We start from the raw sequence: 17,268 nt of genomic DNA, 5'->3' as shown, positions 1-17,268 counted from the left end.
AGGTTGCAGGGTCGGGAACGAGAATTCGAGGGTGTTGCCGGCCGTCCACGGTGTTGCAGGAACTACACGCCCTCGAACTGCAGCCGGGCCAGCCGCGCATAGAGACCGTTGGCCGCAACCAGCGACGTGTGGGTGCCCTGCTCGACGATGCGGCCGCGGTCCATGACCAGGATGCGGTCGCAGGACAGCACCGTGGCGAGTCGATGCGCGATCACCAGGGTGGTGCGGTCCTTCATCAGCCCCTCGAGCGCAGTCTGTACCAGCGTCTCGCTCTCGGCGTCGAGCGCCGAGGTCGCCTCGTCGAGCAGCAGCAGCGGCGCATCGCGCAGGATGGCGCGCGCGATGGCGATGCGCTGGCGCTGGCCGCCCGAGAGCGTGACGCCGCGCTCGCCGAGCGAGGTGTCGAAGCCGTTCGGCAAGCGGCGGATGAATTCGCTGGCATGAGCGAGATCGGCGGCGCGCTCGACCTCGGCGTCGGTCGCCTCGGGCCGGCCGAAGCGGATGTTCTCACGCGCACTGGCGGCGAACACCACGGATTCCTGCGGCACCAGCGCGATGCGCTCGCGCATCTTGCGCGGGTCAGCCGCGCGCACCGGCACACCGTCGAATGAGATCGAGCCGGACGCGGGATCGTAGAAGCGCAGAAGCAGATGGAACAGCGTGCTCTTGCCGGCGCCGGAGGGGCCGACGATTGCGACCTTCTCACCGGCGCGGATCACAAACGAGACATCGTCGAGAACGCAGACGTCTGGGCGACCCGGATAGGCGAAGCTGACCCGCTCGAAGCCGAGGTCGCCACGCGCCGGCTCCGGCATCGGGCGCGGTTGCGCGGGCGCCGTGATTTCCGGCTGCACGTGCAACAGCTCGAACAGCCGCTCGGCCGCGCCGGACGCCGCCGACACTTCGCCCCAGACCTCCGAGAGCTGGCCGAGCCCGGCGGCCGCGAAGGCCGCGTAGAGCACGAACTGACCGAGCCGTCCGGCGCTGATCGCACCGGTCAGCACGTCGTGCGAGCCGACCCAGAGGATCGCGACGACGCTGGAGAACACGATGAAGATGATGATCGCGGTGAGCACGCCGCGCGCCTGGGTCGAGACCCGCGCCGCCTCATAGGCCTGCTCGACCTCGCCGCCGAAGCGCGCCGCCGCGAGCCTCTCGCTGGTATAGGCCTGCACCGTCCTGATCGAACCGATCAGCTCGGACGCATAGGCCGAGGCGTCGGCGAGCGTGTCCTGGGCGTTGCGCGACAGCCGCCGGACCCAGCGCCCGAACGCCACCAGCGGCAGCACGATCAGCGGGATCGCCAGCAGCACGAAGCCGGACAGCTTCGGGCTCGTGATCACCATCATTGCGGTGGCCCCGATGAACAGCAGCAGATTGCGCAGCGCGATGGACACGGAGGCGCCCGCCGCCGATTTGATCTGGGTGGTGTCGGCGGTGAGCCGCGACACCAGCTCGCCGGAGCGCGCGGAATCGAAGAACGACGGCGACAGCGACATCAGATGCGCGAACACGTCGCGCCGGAGATCGGCGACGATGCGCTCGCCGATCGTCATGACGAGGTAGTAGCGGGCCGCGCTTGCCAGCGCGAGCACCGCCACCACGGCGATCATGACGCTGAAATAGCTGTTGATCAGTTCGATGCCTTTCGGCGTGAAGCCGAAATCGATCATGCGGCGGACCGCGATCGGGACCAGCAGCGTGGTCAGCGCCGCGACCGTGAGCGCGATCAGCGCCAGGAGGGCGCGGCCGCGATAGCGCAGGACATAGGGAGACAGCGCCAGCAGCGGGCGCAGCTTCGAGCGCCGCACAGGGCTTGCCGGCTCGGCCAATGCCTCGACGGCCGCAACGGCATCTCCGACCGGATCCTGCCCTGGGGCAGCGCCCTGCCGCTCGTCAAGCCGTTCCACTACGCTCATGGGCCACCTGAGAATTGTTCCAAATACCGATCTGCCGTCCTGATAGGCCTGCCGGGCCGGGCTTGGCAAATCCGGAAACGTACCAAGGTGTTCATCCGCGACCTTGGCTTGTTTTGGGCAGAACCTTGGGCTATAGAGCCCGCCAATTGTCCCCCTTCAGTGACGACAGGATCAGGCGCGGCCGCGCCGCATCATGTCTTCGCATCGTGCCGTAGGATCAGCCATGAAAGCCGACATTCACCCGAATTATCATACGATTACGGTCGTGATGACCGATGGCACCGAGTACCAGACCCGCTCGACCTGGGGCAAAGAGGGCGACAAGCTCAACCTCGACATCGACCCCAAGTCGCACCCGGCCTGGACCGGCGGCACCCAGCAGTTGATGGATCGCGGCGGCCGCGTCTCCCGCTTCCAGAAGAAGTTCCAGGGCTTCCTCAAGAAGGATTGATGCCTTCTTGCCCCGGTACCGGCCTTCCTGGCCTGCGCCTGATGGACAGCTCACAGCAAAACGCCCCCGGAGACGGGGGCGTTTTTGTTTCTGGGCTGGTCGCAACGAGACCTTCGGCTGGGGGAGCGGCCCGGCGGGGCCGCCCGATGCCGGGGCCTACTGCTCGAACGCGGCCTTCAGCCGGTTGAGATGCGGCACCAGCGGATTGCCGATCGCGCTCTGGTCCGGCGGCGGGGAATGAATGGTCGAGTCGAGCCGGCGGACCCGCACCTGCAGGCTCATCGAGCGCGAGATCAGGCTCTGCAGCTGCTGCGGCAGCTTCTCCAGCAGATCATCCGGCCCGGGATCTGCAGCGGTCAGCTTGACCTTGGTCTTCTCGCGGTTGGCCTGGCTCAGGGTCATCTCGCCCTCCTTCACCGCGCGGTGCAGGAGCAGCCAGGACGCCAGTTGCATCAGGCGGGTGGTGAGACGCATGCTCTCGGTCGCGTAGGTCAGGCTGACGGCGCGGTCGAGCGCCTTGGCCTCGTTGCGGCCGTCGCCATCGAGATAGGCGGCGGTCTCCTCGACCAGATCCATGCCTTCCCGGAACAGCGCGCCGAATGCAGCAGAATTGGTGAGCCGCTCGTTGAACTGAACCAGAGCGCCATCGCCCAGCAAACGGTCCGACATGGTTAACGCCTCTTAAACGCGACTGTTTACGCAACCCGGCAACGACGCCGGTATGATGAACAAATCATTGCGCGGCCGGTTTCGAGAGTCCAGCAGCAACGCCTTTTATGGTTTCCACGGCGTGGGCCATGCCGTGCCCTCGTACCATTTGCGACTGCAACACGGCCGATCGCGGCCGAGTCGCACGATCAGCTCAACTAGCAACCATGATCACGGCAATAGTTTGCAGTCGTCGAACGAGGGTCGTCACGCCTGCCGCGGCGCACAGGATTTTCGCGCGCGACCTGCTGGCGACCGAAGACCGGCACGGGCGCAATGAGCAGACACGACGTTCGTTCCACGATCGCCGCCTGCGCATGGGGGAGCGCGCCAAGGACGACCGCCCGGTTCGCCCGGCTCGGCGCGGGCGCAAAAAAAAAAGAGCCGCCGTTTCCGGCGGCTTTGAAGTTGATAACAGGGAGGCGTCAAACAGAGTGGACAGGAGCCACTCGGTGTCCAAACGAGGACGGTTTCGGTTGTAAACGCGAAAGCTTAATCAACCGTAAATGGCGAAAATTTTTCAATCTTCGTTAGCCATGTCGGCCACTGGCCGACCGTGTTTCTACGGCCGCGAGGTTCACGACTTGAAGATGCTGGCGGCGGCATCACGCGAGGCGCGCTTTTTCGCCACCGCCTGCTCGATGCGCTCGATCTCGGCGCGGAGCAGCGCCACCCGGCTGGTCAGCTCCTCGACCGACAGCATCGACAGATCCTGCCCGATCTCGTGCGAAACGGCCTTGCGCGGCCGATCGTCGTCCTCGTTCGCCATCTCACCCTCCTCCCGGTTGCCAGCCATGCCCCGGCTGGCTTAAGCACGCGGCAAAACCCGCTTTCAGCCCTCGCCGAAGGATTTCTCATGGAACAGCTGCCCGCGCAAATGACCGTGGTCGCCATCAGCCAGCCGGGCGGACCCGAGGTGCTCAAGCCGGAAACCCGGCCCGTGCCCAAGCCCGGCCCCGGCGAGATCCTGATCAAGGTGAAGGCCGCCGGCGTTAACCGTCCCGACGTCGCCCAGCGCTCCGGCAGCTATCCGCCGCCGCCCGGCGCCAGCGACCTGCCGGGGCTGGAAGTGGCCGGGGAGGTCGTGGCCCTCGGCGAGGGCGCCGTCCGGCACAAGCTCGGCGACACCGTGATGTCCCTGGTCGCCGGCGGCGGCTATGCGCAATATTGCATCGCACAAGATGCGCAGGCGATGGCAGTCCCCTCCGCGCTCTCAATTCTGGAAGCCGGCGCTCTGCCCGAGACCCTGATGACGGTCTGGCACAACGTGTTCGAGCGCGGCGGCCTCAAGCAGGGCGAGACCCTGCTGGTGCATGGCGGCTCTTCCGGCATCGGCACCATGGCGGTCCAGCTCGGCAAGGCGTTCGGCGGCAAGGTGCTGGTCACCGTCGGCTCGCAGGACAAGGCCGACGCCTGCGTCAAGCTCGGCGCCGACCGCGCCATCAACTACAAGACCGAGGATTTCGTCGCCGTGGTCAAGGAGGCGACCGGCGGCAAGGGCGCCAACGTCATCCTCGACATGGTCGGCGGCGACTACATCGAGCGCAACTACGACGCCGCGGCCACCGATGGCCGCATCGTCCAGATCGCCTTCCTGGGTAGCCCGAAGGCGACCGTCAATTTCGTCAAGCTGATGGTCAAGCGCCTGACCCATACCGGATCCACGCTGCGCCCGCGCAGCAACGCCGACAAGGCGGCGATGGTGGCGGCGATCGAGGCCAAGGTGATGCCGTTCCTGCGCGAGGGCCGCATCAAGCCGCTGATGGACTCGACCTTTCCCCTCGTGGATGCAGCGAAAGCGCATGCACGCATGGAGACGAGCCAACATATTGGCAAAATTGTGTTGGAAATCTAGGTGCAGTCTAAACAGAGCGTGTTTGGAAACTCTTTGATTCTCCTCGCTTTCGTGCCAATGATCGCGCACATCTAAACCGTGCCTGGAACGGCTCCAATTAGCCCGGCGACGACCTCTTTCGATTTGGCTTGTTTCGCTTTGGATTGGTGTCGAACGCGGAGATTTGACATTGCGTCTGATCAGGTGCCTCGCGTCGTTGGCGGCGCTGGGCCTCGTGATGTGTGGTGCCGCTGCCCCCGCTCAGGCCGTTGACGCCGTCAGCGTTCGCAGCGACGCGCCTGCGATTGACCTCACGGGCATCCTCGATCATCAGCGCAGCGAGAACGACCGCATCCAGGTCTCGACCGCGCCCGGCACCGACGGCATCGTCCGCCGCATTGAGGTGCGGGCGCGCGAGGGCGGCCAGAACTGGATCGTGTTCGCACTGGCCAACAATACCGACGACCAGCTCGACCGCCTGATCGTGGCACCGCACTACCGCGTGGTCGGCTCCGGCGTGCTCTGGCCCGATCTCGGCCTGTCGCGCATCGCCACCATCACGCCCTCGGTCGGCGACCTGCCGGAGCGGCAGGAGAGCCCGACCGCCGACGTCTTCCGCGTCACCCTCGATCCCGGCTCGGTCGTCACCTTCGTGGCCGAGCTGCGCACCGACAAGCTGCCGCAGCTCTATCTGTGGGAGCCCGAGGCCTACAAGGACAAGGTCAACTCGTTCACGCTGTACCAGGGCATCGTGATCGGCATCTCCGGGCTTCTCGCGCTCGTGCTCACGATCCTGTTCGTGGTCAAGGGCAGCATCATGTTCCCGGCGGCCGCGGCGCTGGCCTGGGCGGTGCTGGTCTATATCGGCGTCGATTTCGGCTTCTGGGGCAAGGTCCTGGACATGTCGAACAATGCCGAGCGCGTCTGGCGCGCCGCGGGCGAGGCGATCCTGGCGGCGACCCTGCTGGTGTTCCTGTTCGCCTATCTCAATCTGTCGCGCTGGCACGTCCGCTACTCGCACATCACGCTGGGCTGGCTGTTCTTCCTCGGCTCGCTGGTCGCGGTGGCGCTGTTCGATCCGGCGGTCGCCTCGGGCATCGCACGGATGTCGCTGCTGCTGATCGCGGTCCTTGGCTTCGCACTGATCGTCTATCTCTCCAGCCACGGCTTCGACCGCGCGGTGCTGCTGATCCCGACCTGGTTCCTGCTCACGGTGTGGGTCGCCGCCGCCGGCATGACGGTCGCAGGTCAGGTCACCAACGACATCGTCGGCCCGGCCCTGCTCGGCGGCCTCGTGCTGATCGTGATGCTGATCGGCTTCACCGTGATGCAGCACGCCTTCGCCGGCGGCGGCGCCACCACCGGCATCGTCTCCGACGTCGAGCGCCGCGCGCTGGCGCTCGCCGGCTCCGGCGACCTGATCTGGGACTGGGACGTCTCCGCCGACAAGGTGTTCACGAGCCCGGAGACCGAGAGCCTGCTCGGCCTCAAGCGCGGCACGCTGGAAGGCCCGGCCGCGAAATGGCTCGAGGTGCTGCATCCGCTCGATCAGGACCGCTTCCGCGCCGCGCTCGACAGTGTCCTCGACCAACGCCGCGGCCGCCTGGTGCAGGACTTCCGGCTGCGCACGCCCGACGGCCATTTCATGTGGTTCGCGCTCAAGGCGCGCCCCGTGGTCGGCTCGGACGGCGAGGTCTCGCGCGTGGTCGGCACGCTCACCGACGTGACCGAGTTCAAGAATGCCGAGGAGCGCCTGCTCCACGATTCCGTGCACGACAATCTGACCGGGCTGCCCAACCGCAAGCTGTTCATCGACCGTCTCGCCGCCGTCGCCAATTTCGCCAAGTCGATGCCGGCGATGCGGCCCACCCTGATGGTGATCGATCTCGACCGCTTCAAGCAGGTCAACGATTCCGTCGGCATCGCGGTCGGCGATTCCATCCTGCTGACCCTGGCGCGGCGGCTGTCGCGCATCCTGAAACCCCAGGACACGCTGGCGCGGCTCGCCGGCGATCAGTTCGGCCTGATCCTGCTGTCCGAGCAGGACCCCGCCCGCATCACCGCGTTTGCCGAGACCATCCGCAAGACCATCCGCGCGCCGATCGCCTTCAACGAGCGCGAGATCTTCCTGACCGCCTCGATCGGCCTTGCTCTGTCCGACCCGCAGACGCAGCTGTCGGAGGACATCATCAAGGATGCGGAGCTTGCGATGTATCACTCCAAGCGCATCGGCGGCGACCGCATCGACGTCTACAAGCCGGCGATGCGGGCGCGCAAGAACGACCGCCTGACCTTGGAGAGCGAGCTGCGCCGCTCGATCGAGCGCCAGGAGATCACGATCCTGTACCAGCCGATCGTGCGGCTGGAGGATCGCTCGATCGCCGGCTTCGAGGCCTTGGCGCGCTGGGATCATCCGAAGCTCGGGCGGATGTCACCGATCGAGTTCATCACCATCGCCGAGGAGATCGGCCTGATCGTCGATCTCGGCACCTTCGTACTCGACCAGACCGCGCGCCAGCTCTCGGTGTGGCAGCGCGCGACGCGGCTGCGCGAGCCGATCTTCGCCAGCGTCAACGTCTCCTCGCGCCAGCTCCTGCGCCACGACCTGATCCACGACATCCGCTCGGTGCTGGCCCGCTCCTCGGTCGCGCGCGGCTCGCTCAAGATCGAGCTGACGGAATCGCTGGTGATGGAGAACCCGGAGCACGCCGCGCAGATGCTGACGCGCATCCGCGAGCTCGGCGTCGGCCTGTCGATCGACGATTTCGGCACCGGCCATTCCTCGCTCGCCTATCTTCAGCGCTTCCCGTTCGACACCTTGAAGATCGACCAGTCGTTCGTGCGCACCACCGCGCGCGGCACGCGGCCGGTGATCCTCAAATCGATCATCGCGCTGGCGCACGACCTCGGCATGGACGTGGTGGCGGAAGGCGCGGAGACCGACTCCGATGCCGTCGAGCTCTATCAGCTCGGCTGCGAATACGCCCAGGGCTATGCCTTCGGCGAGCCGATGGACGCCGACGCCGCGATGCGGCTTCTCACGGAAGAGCGGCTGGAAGCGGCGAGCTGAGAGCTGCAATGCATCCAGCATGGCAACAGCCTCAGGATGCATCTTTCATTTTGCTTCGTTTGAGGTAGAGTTACCGCGGTACCGCGTAAAGGGTGCCGTGTGAGTGATGACCAATGCGTGCTTGCGGGGCAGAAGGCTCGCGACATGGCCCGTTCGCGACGAGCCTAGTCCGTCTCGAACTGCGACAGCGCCGTGAGCGCGCGGCGATAATTGTCGCCCCGGAGCCGGCGTGCCACCCGCTTCTCGTGCGCGGCGACCAGTGCATTGGCCTTCTTGAGAATCAGGCGACCACGCGGCGTCAGGCCGAGCGCATGGGCCCTGCGGTCGTGCTCGGAGCGTTCGCGCACGATCAGCCCGGCCTGCTGCAGGTCGTCGAGCAGCGCGACCATGCGCGCGCGCTCGATGCCCAGCGCGCCGGCGATCGCGATCTGCGCGGCGCCGGGATTGGCCGCGATCGTCTCCAGGATCGAATAGAGGATGACGTCGAGGTCGACGGCCGCGAGCGCGGCGTTGACGTCGCGGAAGATCCAGTGCTGCAGGCGGCGGACGAAATAGCCGAGATGGCTCTCGAGCTCACCGAGACCGATCCCGGAAACCCGGCTGGCTGCGTCTCGCTGCGCTCCGGCGCTCGCGCTCTTGGGCATGCTGGCTCGCTGACATGAAGCATCCCTGCCTAGACCGATGCCGTCGCAAGGGCAAGCCGCCGCAATTGGTCACATCCACAATAATTGCAAAATACAACCATTCTGTTAGTCTCGCGATCAACGACTACAACATGGGAGGGAGACGCATGCCGTCATTCATGGCGACGGCTGCCTGCATTGCGACCGCAATGCGGCGGCACATTGCACCCGATCGCAGCGCCTGTTGCGCAGCATTCTCCTTCCCCACGCCCTCCCGCATTGCATCGTCCGCAATCACGGCCCGCAGCGCGGAGACGCGCCATGGTTGATGCAGAACGCCGCCCATCCGGGCCTGCGATGTTCGCCGAGCCGTCGATCGAGGCCGTCAGGCGTGACGACGGCGCGATCATCCTGCGCTCGCGCATGCCGTTGCAGCCGGCCGCGCGATGCACCGGCGAATGGCTGGAGCATTGGGGCCACCATTTCCCGGATCGCACGTTCCTGGCCGAACGCCGTGGCGACAACTGGACCTGGCTGACCTACGGCGAAACATTGATGCAGGTCCGCGCCGCCGCGGCCTGGATGCTCGCGCAGGGCCTTGGTCCGGAGCGTCCGCTCGCGATCCTGTCCGACAACAGCATCGCCCATGCCGTGCTGGCGCTCGCAGCGCAGCATGTCGGCATCCCCGTCTGCGCGATCTCGCCGGCCTATTCGCTGATGTCGACGGATCACGAGAAGCTGCGCGCGATGATCCGTCTGCTCGATCCGGGCGCCATCTTCGTCGCGCAGCGCGAGCCGTTCGCGCGCGCGCTCGCGGCCGTCGACGGCCTGCATCGGGCAACGATCATTGCCGGCGACGGCGATGGAACGAGCGCGGTGCCGCTGCAGACGCTGCTCGCGACGAAGCCCGGCGCCGAGGTCGACCGCGCCTTCGCCGCGGTCACGCCGGACACGGTGGCCAAGCTGCTGTTCACCTCCGGCTCGACCGGGCAGCCGAAAGCGGTGATCAACACGCACCGGATGCTGACCATGAGCCAGCAGGCCAAGGCGCAGCTCTGGACCTTCCTGCGCGAGGTCGAGGGCGGCCCCGTCATCGTCGACTGGCTGCCATGGAGTCACACCTTCGGCGCCAACCACAATTTCAACCTGGTGCTGAGCCACGGCGGGTCGATCTACATCGACGGCGGCAAGCCGGCGCCCGGCCTGTTCGAGACCTCGCTCGCCAATTTGCGCAGCCTGGTGCCGACGATCTATTTCAACGTGCCGCGCGGCTTCGACATGCTGGTCGCGGCACTCAGGGCCGATGACGATCTGCGCCGCAGATTTTTCTCCGGCGTCAGGTGCATCCTCTATGCGGCCGCGGCCCTGCCGCAAAATCTGTGGGATGCGCTCAACGAAATGAGCCGGGCCACGATCGGCCGTCCTGCACCGCTGGTGTCGGCGTGGGGCGCCACCGAGACATCGCCGCTCGCGACCGACTGCCACTTCTTCGCCGAGCGCGCCGGCAACATCGGCGTGCCCATCCCCGGCACCGAGCTCAAGCTGGTGCCGACCGGCGAGAAGCTCGAGGTTCGCGTGCGCGGGCCGAACGTGATGCCGGGCTATTGGAAGGCGCCCGAGCTCACGGCCGCGGCTTTCGACGAGGAGGGCTTCTACAAGATCGGCGACGCCGTGAAGCTCGCAGATCCCGAGCATCCGGAGCGCGGCCTGTTCTTCGACGGCCGCATCACCGAGGATTTCAAGCTCAGCTCCGGGACATGGGTGAACGTCGGCGCGCTGCGCATTGCCGGCATCGCGGCGCTGGCGCCGTTGGCGCAGGATATCGTGATCGCCGGCCACGGCACCGACGAGGTGCACTTTCTCATCGTGCCCAACATCGCAGCGTGCCGCGGCGCCGCTGGGCTGACCGAGACGGCCGCGGCCAGCGACGTTCTGGCGCATCCGTCGGTGCGCACTGCCATCGCGCGAGGATTGGCCAAGCTTCGCACTGAGGCGGTCGGCTCGTCGCGCTATGCGACCCGTGCGCTATTGATGGCCGAGCCGCCCTTGCTCGATGCCGGCGAGATCACTGACAAGGGCTATGTCAACCAGCGCGCGGTGCTCACCCGCCGCGCTGATCTGGTCGCACGACTGAAGGATGAAACCGCGACCGAGCTGATCAGGCCTGACATGTCCTGACCCAGAACTACGCAACTACTCAACACTCACAAACTGGCGTCCGTACAACTACGGAAGCGCCCCCGCGCGTACGGCAACTAGTTGCCATCCGCACTTAACCGGGCATCAACTGCGAATCCTCAAAATTGCTCGCATCTAGATTCCTCACATGTCCCGACCGCCCCATGGCTCAGCCGCGTTGAGGTCTCGCGCGAGGCCAGCGAGGCCGGCCGGCGCTCGACCGACATCCGCGACGGCTCGACTGTTGTCGCCGACAAGGTGCAGCGACTGCGCACCGAACTGGTGCGGGTGATCCGGACCTCGACTGCCGACGTCGATCGCCGGCTGTCGACGCGGCTCAACATCAACCGCGCCGGCACGCTGCAGGTGAATGGCGAAGCGATCCCTGTCACCGTGCGCAACCTCTCGCTCGGCGGTGCGCTGCTCGAAGCCGTTCCGGTTCGTCTGACGATGAACACGTCGGTGACCTTGCCGTCACCGGCATGGTGTCCGATCTGCCGGGGACCGTGACCCGCGTCGGCGACCGCACCGTGTTGGTCCAGTTCGCACTGGACCCGGAGCAATCGGTGCGGCTGACGGCGCTGGTCTCGGACCGTCAGGCGGCGTAACGCGCCGCCCCCTGCCTCAACGGAAATGGCAGGCGACGAGATGCCCCTCGGCGCTTGCCTTCAATGGCGGCACTTCCTTGCTGCAGACGTCCTTGGCGATCGGGCAGCGGGTGTGAAAGTGACAGCCCGACGGTGGATTGATCGGGCTCGGCACCTCGCCCTTGAGCCGCACGCGCTTGCGCTTGACGCTCGGATCCGGGATCGGCACAGCCGACAGCAGCGCCTCGGTGTAGGGATGCTTCGGCGTCGAATAGAGCTGGCGTGACGGCGCGGTCTCGACGATGCGGCCAAGATACATCACCGCGACGCGGCGGCTGATGTGCTCGACGACCGAGAGGTCGTGGGCGACGAACAGATAGGCGATGCCGAACTTCTGCTGCAGATCCTCGAGCAGGTTGATGACCTGAGCCTGGATCGACACGTCGAGCGCCGATACCGGCTCGTCGCAGATGATCAGCTTGGGCTCGACCGCGATGGCACGCGCAATGCCGATGCGCTGGCGCTGGCCGCCGGAGAATTCATGCGGATAGCGGGTCATGTGGTCGGCCTGCAGGCCGACGGTCTCCAAGAGATGAACGATGCGCGCCTCATATTGCTGGCGTGAGGTCGCCAGCCCATGGATCGTCAGCGCCTCGCCGATGATGGCGCCGATGGTCATGCGCGGGTTGAGCGAAGCATAGGGATCCTGGAAGATGATCTGGATGTCGCGGCGCAACGCGCGCAGCCTGTCGCCGGACAGCGCGATGACGTCCTTGCCCTCGAAGCTCAGCTCGCCCGAGCTCGGCTCGATCAGCCTGAGCACGCAGCGCCCGGTGGTCGACTTGCCGCAGCCGGACTCGCCGACGAGGCCGAAGGTCTCGCTCGGCTCGATGTGGAAGTTGACGCCGTCGACCGCGCGCACACTGCCGATCTGGCGCTTCAATAGTCCACCGCGGATCGGAAACGCCTTGGTCAGGTTGCGCACGCTGAGCAGCGGCGCGGGTGCGGCGGGCGTGGCAATCGCAGCTTCGGTCATCACAGCAATGTCTCTTCGGCGCGGATGCACGCCACCTTGTGGCCGGGCTCGATCTCGCGCAGCTCCGGCTGCGCGCGCTTGCAATCGGGAATGGCGAAGCGGCAGCGGGAAGCGAAGCGGCAGCCCTCCGGCGGATTGACCAGCTTCGGCACGCTGCCGGGGATGCTCTCCAGCCGGCTCTTCCTGACCGCCGCGAGATCGATACGCGGGATCGAGCGGATCAGGCCCTGCGTATAGGGATGGCGCGGATTGGCAAACAACCGCTCGACCGGCGCCTCCTCCGCTACCCGGCCGGCATACATCACCACGACCCGCTGCGCGACCTCGGCCACCACGCCCATCGCGTGGGTGATCAGCATGATCGACATGCCGAGCCGCTCCTTCATATCGAGCAGCAGATCGAGGATCTGCGCCTGGATCGTGACGTCGAGCGCGGTGGTCGGCTCGTCGGCGATCAGGAGCTTGGGATTGCACGACAGCGCCATCGCGATCATCACCCGCTGGCGCATGCCGCCGGAGAAATGATGCGGATAGTCGTTCACGCGGGCTTTCGGATTGGGGATCTGCACCAGCGCCAGCATCTCGGCCGCCCGATCCATCGCCGCCTTTTTCGACAGGCCCTGATGCAGCCGGATCACCTCGGCGATCTGGTCGCCGACGGTGTAGACCGGGTTGAGCGAGGTCATCGGCTCCTGGAACACGATCGCGATCTCGCTGGCGCGGATCTTGTTCATCTCGGACGAGCCGAGCGGTACCAGGTCACGGCCCCGCCACAGGATCTGGCCGCCGGCGATGCGACCGGGCGGCATCGCGATCAGCTTCAGCACCGACATGGCCGTCACGGTCTTGCCGGAGCCGGACTCGCCGACCACGCACAGGGTCTCGCCGCTGCCGATCGAGATGTCGACGCCGTCGACGGCCTGGACCTCGCCCTCGTCGCTGTTGAAATAGGTCTTCAGCCCCTTGATTTCGAGGAGCGGAGCTACGCGGGCATCCATCACATCACCTTCCGCGGATCGAGCGCGTCACGCAGGCCATCGCCGATGAAGTTGATCGCGATCACGGTAAGGAAGATCGCGCCGCCGGCGAACAGCGCCCAATGCGGCGCGATGTCGAGATAGTCCTTGGCGTCGAACAGCAGCCGGCCCCAGGTCGGAATGTCCGGCGGGAAGCCGAGACCGAGGAACGACAGCGTCGATTCCGCGATGATCGCGGCCGCGACGTCGATGGTGCCGGCGACGATCACCGGCCCCAGCGCGTTCGGCAGGATGTGGCGGACGACGAGACGGGAGTTGGAGGCGCCGAGCGCGCGCGCGGCCTCGACGAATTCCTTCTCGCGCAGCGACAGGAACTGCGCGCGGACCAGACGCGCCACATGCATCCAGCGAAAGCCGCCGATCACGAGCACGATGAGCACGAACACGCCGCCTTCCGGGCCGAGCCAGCCCTTCAGGAAATCGCGGAACAAATAGATGATCAGGAGCAGCAGCGGCAGCTGCGGCAGCGACAGGAACAGATCGGTCAGCCACATCAGCGCGGCATCCACCGGTCCCTTGGCCGAGCCGGCGATCGCACCGACGAGAATGCCGACGAACAGCGCCACGCCCATCGCGGCAAAGCCGACCGCAAGCGAGATGCGGCCGCCATAGATCATGCGCGCCAGCAGATCCTGGCCGAGATCGTCCGTGCCGAACGGATGCTCCCAGGACGGCGGCGCGAGGCGTGCCGTGAAGTCGATCTCGTTGATCGGAATCCGCCACAGCCACGGGCCGAGCAGGATCGAGAGCGCGAGCAGCAGCAGCACGACGATGCTGGCGGCCGCGAGGCGGTGACGGAGGAAGCGGCGGAGCGCGTCGCGGCCCGGCGAGAAACGCCGTTTGGGCGATGCGGCGACCGGCGCCGTCTCAACGGAAGGAGATGCGTGGGTCAAGCCAGCCATACAGAATGTCTGCGATGAGGTTGAAGAGGACGACGAGGCAGGCGAACACGAAAGTCACCGCCATGATGACCGGCGTATCGTTGGCGAGGATCGCGCTGATCAGGAGCGAGCCGATGCCGGGAATGCGGAAGATCTGCTCGGTGACGATGGCGCCGCCGAACACGGTCGGCATCTGCAGCGCCACCAGCGTAACCACCGGGATCAGCGCGTTGCGCACGACGTGCTTGACGATCACCTTGCGCTCGTCGAGGCCCTTGGAACGCGCGGTCGTGACGTAGTCGAGCTTGATGACGTCGAGCACGGCCGAACGAACATAGCGGGTGTAGGACGCCGCCTGATAGAGGCCGAGCACCGTGACCGGCATGATCGCCTGCTTGATGCTCTCCCACCACCATTGCCAGCCGGTGGCGCTGAGGTCGGCGCGATAGACGAACGGCAGCCAGCCGAGATTGACGCTGAAGATCAGGATCAGCAGCAGGCCGGTGAAGAAGGTGGGCAGCGAGAAGCCGATGAAGGCGAAGGTGTTGGCGATCTGGTCGAAGATCGAATAGGGCCGCCGCGCCGCGAGCACGCCCACCGGCAGCGCCACCGCCAGCGCCAGGATCTGCGCGGTGCCGACCACGTAGAGCGTGGTCGGTATCCGCTGCAGGATCAGCGTGTCGACGTTGACGCGGCTGGCGAAGGAGAAGCCCCAGTCGCCCTGGAACATGGCGACCAGCCAGTGGACATAGCGCAACAGCACGGGATCGTTCATCCCGAACTTGATGCGCAGCGCCTCGCGCACCTCGGGCGGCACGTTCGGGTTGCTCGCGAGCTCGCCGAATGGATCGCCCGGTGCCAGCGCGAGCAGCACGAACAGAATGAGACTGATGCCGAGCAGGCTCGGCACAGCGACGATGAGGCGCCTGAGAAGATAGTTTCCCATCGCTCCACCCCTACGATGTCTGGCTGGTCATGCTGGCCGCGCGTCAGCTCGCCCGATACCAGGTGGCGATGAACGCCAGATCGTTGTCCCAGCCGCTCTTGTACAGCACCATGCCGTTCTTCACGCCGATCGCATTGAGCCGGTTGATCTCCGGCAGGACGTAGTTGTCGCGCACGACGAGATCGTTGAGCTTGATGAACAGCGCGGCGCGCTTGACCGGATCGAGCTCGCTCTGGGCCAGCTTGTAGGTCTCGTCATACTCCTTGTTCTGCCAGCGGCAGATGTTGCGGCCCTGCCACTTGTTCTCCTTGGTCGCGGCCTCGGTGGACACGAACTGGTTCATGAAGAACTGCGGATCCGCCTGCGGCATCGTGGTCTGATACATCTGCATGTCGCAGTAGAAATGCGAGTAGGTGTCGGGGTTCGCGACGTCCGAGGAGAAGAACACCGACGCTACCACCGACTTCAGCTCGACCTCGATGCCGGCCTTCTGGAACGCCTGCTTGATGATCGCCTGGTTCTTCTGACGCGGGCCGTTGATCGAGGTCTGGAATACGAATTTGAGCGGCTTGCCGTCCTTCTCGCGGATGCCGGAGGCGCCCTTCTTCCAGCCGGCCGCATCGAGGATCTGGCTGGCCTTTTCGATCGAGAACTCGAAGCTGTTGTTCTTCGAACGGAAGCGTTCGGGATTGTTGAGGAAGTTCGGCGTCGCGACGCCGGCGCGTCCATAGATGAACTTCTGCACCGACGCACGGTCGATCAGCAGATTGATCGCCTTGCGCACCTCGGGATCGGAGAACAGCGGGTGCTTCGTCCTCAGGCTGGCGCGCTCGCCGTCGACCTCGACATTGGGATCGGTGACGTTGAGGCCGATATATTCGATGTGGCCGGTCAGCGTCAGCTCGGTCTTGCCCTGGCCGCCCGCCTCGAGCTTGGTCAGGATCTCGTCCTCGACCTGCAGATTGTAGGCGTAATCGTATTCACCGGTCTGCAGCACCGCGCGCGCAGCGGAGACGGCATCGCCGCCGCCCTTGATCTCGACCGTGTCGAAATAGGGCTGCGTCGGCACGTGATAGTCCGGGAAGCGCTTGCCGGCGACGGTGTCGCCCGGCTTGAAGTCCACGAACATGTACGGACCGGTACCGACCGGCTTCAGGTTCGCCGGCGCCTCGCGCGACTTCGCGCCGATATAATCCGCAAAGTGATGCTTGGGGATGATGCAGCCGAACGAGGCGACGAAGGCATCGGCCCAGAACGGCGTCGGCTGCGGAAAGATCAGCTTCACGGTCAGATCGTCGATCTTCTCGATCGACTTGACGTTCTTGTAGCTGCCGATCGAGACCGCCGAGGTCTCGGGGTTGTTGGCGTATTCCCAATTGAAGATGACGTCGTCGGCGGTGAACGGCTTGCCGTCGTGCCATTTGACGCCCTTCTTCAGCTTCCAGGTCACCGACAAACCGTCGGCCGCAAGACCGCCATTCTCCTTGCTCGGAATCTCCGCGGCGAGAATCGGCACCAGATTGCCGTCCTTGTCCCATCCGGCCAGCGGTTCGTAGAACAGGCGGCTGGCCTCCTGGTCCTTGGTGCCGATGGCGAAATGCGGATTGAGCAGCGTCGGCGCCTGCCAGAGCAGCAGCTTGAGCGGACCGCCGCCACCGGCCTTGGTCGGCTTGTAGGCGATGGCTTGGGCGGCCACGGCGACGCCGGAATGGGCGAGCATCGCGCCGGCCATCGGCGCGGTCAGCCCCACGGCAATCATCCGCTGCACAAATTCGCGCCGTGACAGGCGTCCTGCTTTGACATCAGCGATCTGGCTACGGAGATCACGCTCGTTCATCAATCGACTCCAAAGGTGGTGCTGAATGCCAAAAAACGCGTCCCCGTCTTGCATCGATCGGGAACTGCATAAAATTGGATCAGCCTTCGAAGCGACTGTCAAAGCAGAATCCGGGCCAATTCCGCAATAAAGAACGGATCGATTGTCGCACTTCGCAGATG

14 protein-coding genes are annotated in these 17,268 nt (G+C 65.7%); 5 read left to right on the top strand and 9 right to left on the bottom strand.

What is annotated here, in order from left to right; all coding sequences use genetic code 11:
• Nucleotides 1-62: 62 nt before the first annotated feature.
• The gene (locus tag QW868_RS23135) at nucleotides 63-1,919 is read right to left on the bottom strand and encodes an ABC transporter ATP-binding protein/permease (RefSeq protein WP_315813647.1); all 1,857 of its coding nucleotides are present in this window, start codon (nucleotides 1,917-1,919) and stop codon (nucleotides 63-65) included.
• 223 nt (nucleotides 1,920-2,142) lie between these two features.
• Between QW868_RS23135 and rpmE the strand changes: the two genes are divergently transcribed.
• Nucleotides 2,143-2,370, top strand: a complete 228-nt coding sequence (rpmE, locus tag QW868_RS23130; RefSeq protein WP_015664357.1) for a 50S ribosomal protein L31 — start codon at nucleotides 2,143-2,145, stop codon at nucleotides 2,368-2,370.
• A gap of 156 nt (nucleotides 2,371-2,526) precedes the next feature.
• Here rpmE and QW868_RS23125 read toward each other — a convergent pair whose 3' ends face one another.
• The gene (locus QW868_RS23125; protein WP_315713893.1) at nucleotides 2,527-3,039 is read right to left on the bottom strand and encodes a DUF1465 family protein; all 513 of its coding nucleotides are present in this window, start codon (nucleotides 3,037-3,039) and stop codon (nucleotides 2,527-2,529) included.
• Between the two features lie 616 nt (nucleotides 3,040-3,655).
• Complete coding sequence (locus tag QW868_RS23120; protein WP_315713892.1) at nucleotides 3,656-3,847, bottom strand: DUF1192 domain-containing protein; 192 nt, start codon at nucleotides 3,845-3,847, stop codon at nucleotides 3,656-3,658.
• A gap of 87 nt (nucleotides 3,848-3,934) precedes the next feature.
• Here QW868_RS23120 and QW868_RS23115 point away from each other — a divergent pair, with 87 nt between their 5' ends.
• Both QW868_RS23115 and QW868_RS23110 read left to right on the top strand, forming a co-directional pair.
• Nucleotides 3,935-4,933, top strand: a complete 999-nt coding sequence (locus tag QW868_RS23115) for an NAD(P)H-quinone oxidoreductase (protein WP_316231592.1) — start codon at nucleotides 3,935-3,937, stop codon at nucleotides 4,931-4,933.
• A 169-nt stretch (nucleotides 4,934-5,102) separates the two neighbouring features.
• Complete coding sequence (locus tag QW868_RS23110; protein ID WP_315734456.1) at nucleotides 5,103-7,982, top strand: EAL domain-containing protein; 2,880 nt, start codon at nucleotides 5,103-5,105, stop codon at nucleotides 7,980-7,982.
• Between the two features lie 164 nt (nucleotides 7,983-8,146).
• On the opposite strand, the gene QW868_RS23105 is transcribed toward QW868_RS23110, so the two are convergent.
• A complete protein-coding gene (locus QW868_RS23105) occupies nucleotides 8,147-8,626 on the bottom strand; it encodes a MarR family winged helix-turn-helix transcriptional regulator (RefSeq protein ID WP_316231591.1) in 480 nt (159 codons plus the stop codon).
• Nucleotides 8,627-8,926: 300 nt separating this feature from the next.
• Between QW868_RS23105 and QW868_RS23100 the strand changes: the two genes are divergently transcribed.
• The gene (locus tag QW868_RS23100) at nucleotides 8,927-10,783 is read left to right on the top strand and encodes a feruloyl-CoA synthase (protein WP_315813649.1); all 1,857 of its coding nucleotides are present in this window, start codon (nucleotides 8,927-8,929) and stop codon (nucleotides 10,781-10,783) included.
• A 258-nt stretch (nucleotides 10,784-11,041) separates the two neighbouring features.
• Entirely contained in the window at nucleotides 11,042-11,293 is a 252-nt protein-coding gene (locus tag QW868_RS23095; RefSeq protein WP_316231590.1) for a PilZ domain-containing protein, read from the top strand.
• A gap of 114 nt (nucleotides 11,294-11,407) precedes the next feature.
• Here the strand turns inward: QW868_RS23095 and QW868_RS23090 are convergent, their stop codons facing one another.
• Genes QW868_RS23090 through QW868_RS23070 form a run of 5 tightly spaced genes read right to left on the bottom strand, consistent with a single transcriptional unit; the run spans nucleotide 11,408 to nucleotide 17,107 of the window.
• Nucleotides 11,408-12,406 (bottom strand): dipeptide ABC transporter ATP-binding protein, encoded by a 999-nt coding sequence (locus tag QW868_RS23090; RefSeq protein ID WP_315753319.1) that lies wholly within the window; start codon nucleotides 12,404-12,406, stop codon nucleotides 11,408-11,410.
• On the bottom strand, nucleotides 12,406-13,404 hold the full coding sequence (locus tag QW868_RS23085; RefSeq protein ID WP_315775437.1) for an ABC transporter ATP-binding protein: 999 nt from the start codon (nucleotides 13,402-13,404) through the stop codon (nucleotides 12,406-12,408). The genes QW868_RS23090 and QW868_RS23085 overlap by 1 nt, the downstream gene beginning before the upstream one ends.
• The gene (locus QW868_RS23080; RefSeq protein ID WP_315813653.1) at nucleotides 13,404-14,345 is read right to left on the bottom strand and encodes an ABC transporter permease; all 942 of its coding nucleotides are present in this window, start codon (nucleotides 14,343-14,345) and stop codon (nucleotides 13,404-13,406) included. Before QW868_RS23080 ends, QW868_RS23085 begins: the two co-directional genes overlap by 1 nt.
• A complete protein-coding gene (locus QW868_RS23075) occupies nucleotides 14,311-15,270 on the bottom strand; it encodes an ABC transporter permease (protein WP_315734473.1) in 960 nt (319 codons plus the stop codon). The genes QW868_RS23080 and QW868_RS23075 overlap by 35 nt, the downstream gene beginning before the upstream one ends.
• 43 nt (nucleotides 15,271-15,313) lie before the next feature.
• Complete coding sequence (locus tag QW868_RS23070) at nucleotides 15,314-17,107, bottom strand: peptide ABC transporter substrate-binding protein (protein WP_316231589.1); 1,794 nt, start codon at nucleotides 17,105-17,107, stop codon at nucleotides 15,314-15,316.
• Between the last annotated feature and the right edge of the window lie 161 nt (nucleotides 17,108-17,268).

It is taken from the genome of Bradyrhizobium sp. SZCCHNR1051 (assembly GCF_032489615.1).
In the GTDB taxonomy this organism is placed as follows: domain Bacteria; phylum Pseudomonadota; class Alphaproteobacteria; order Rhizobiales; family Xanthobacteraceae; genus Bradyrhizobium.
Note: the sequence above shows the minus strand (reverse complement) of the source record. Positions and strands in the feature narration are given on the sequence as shown.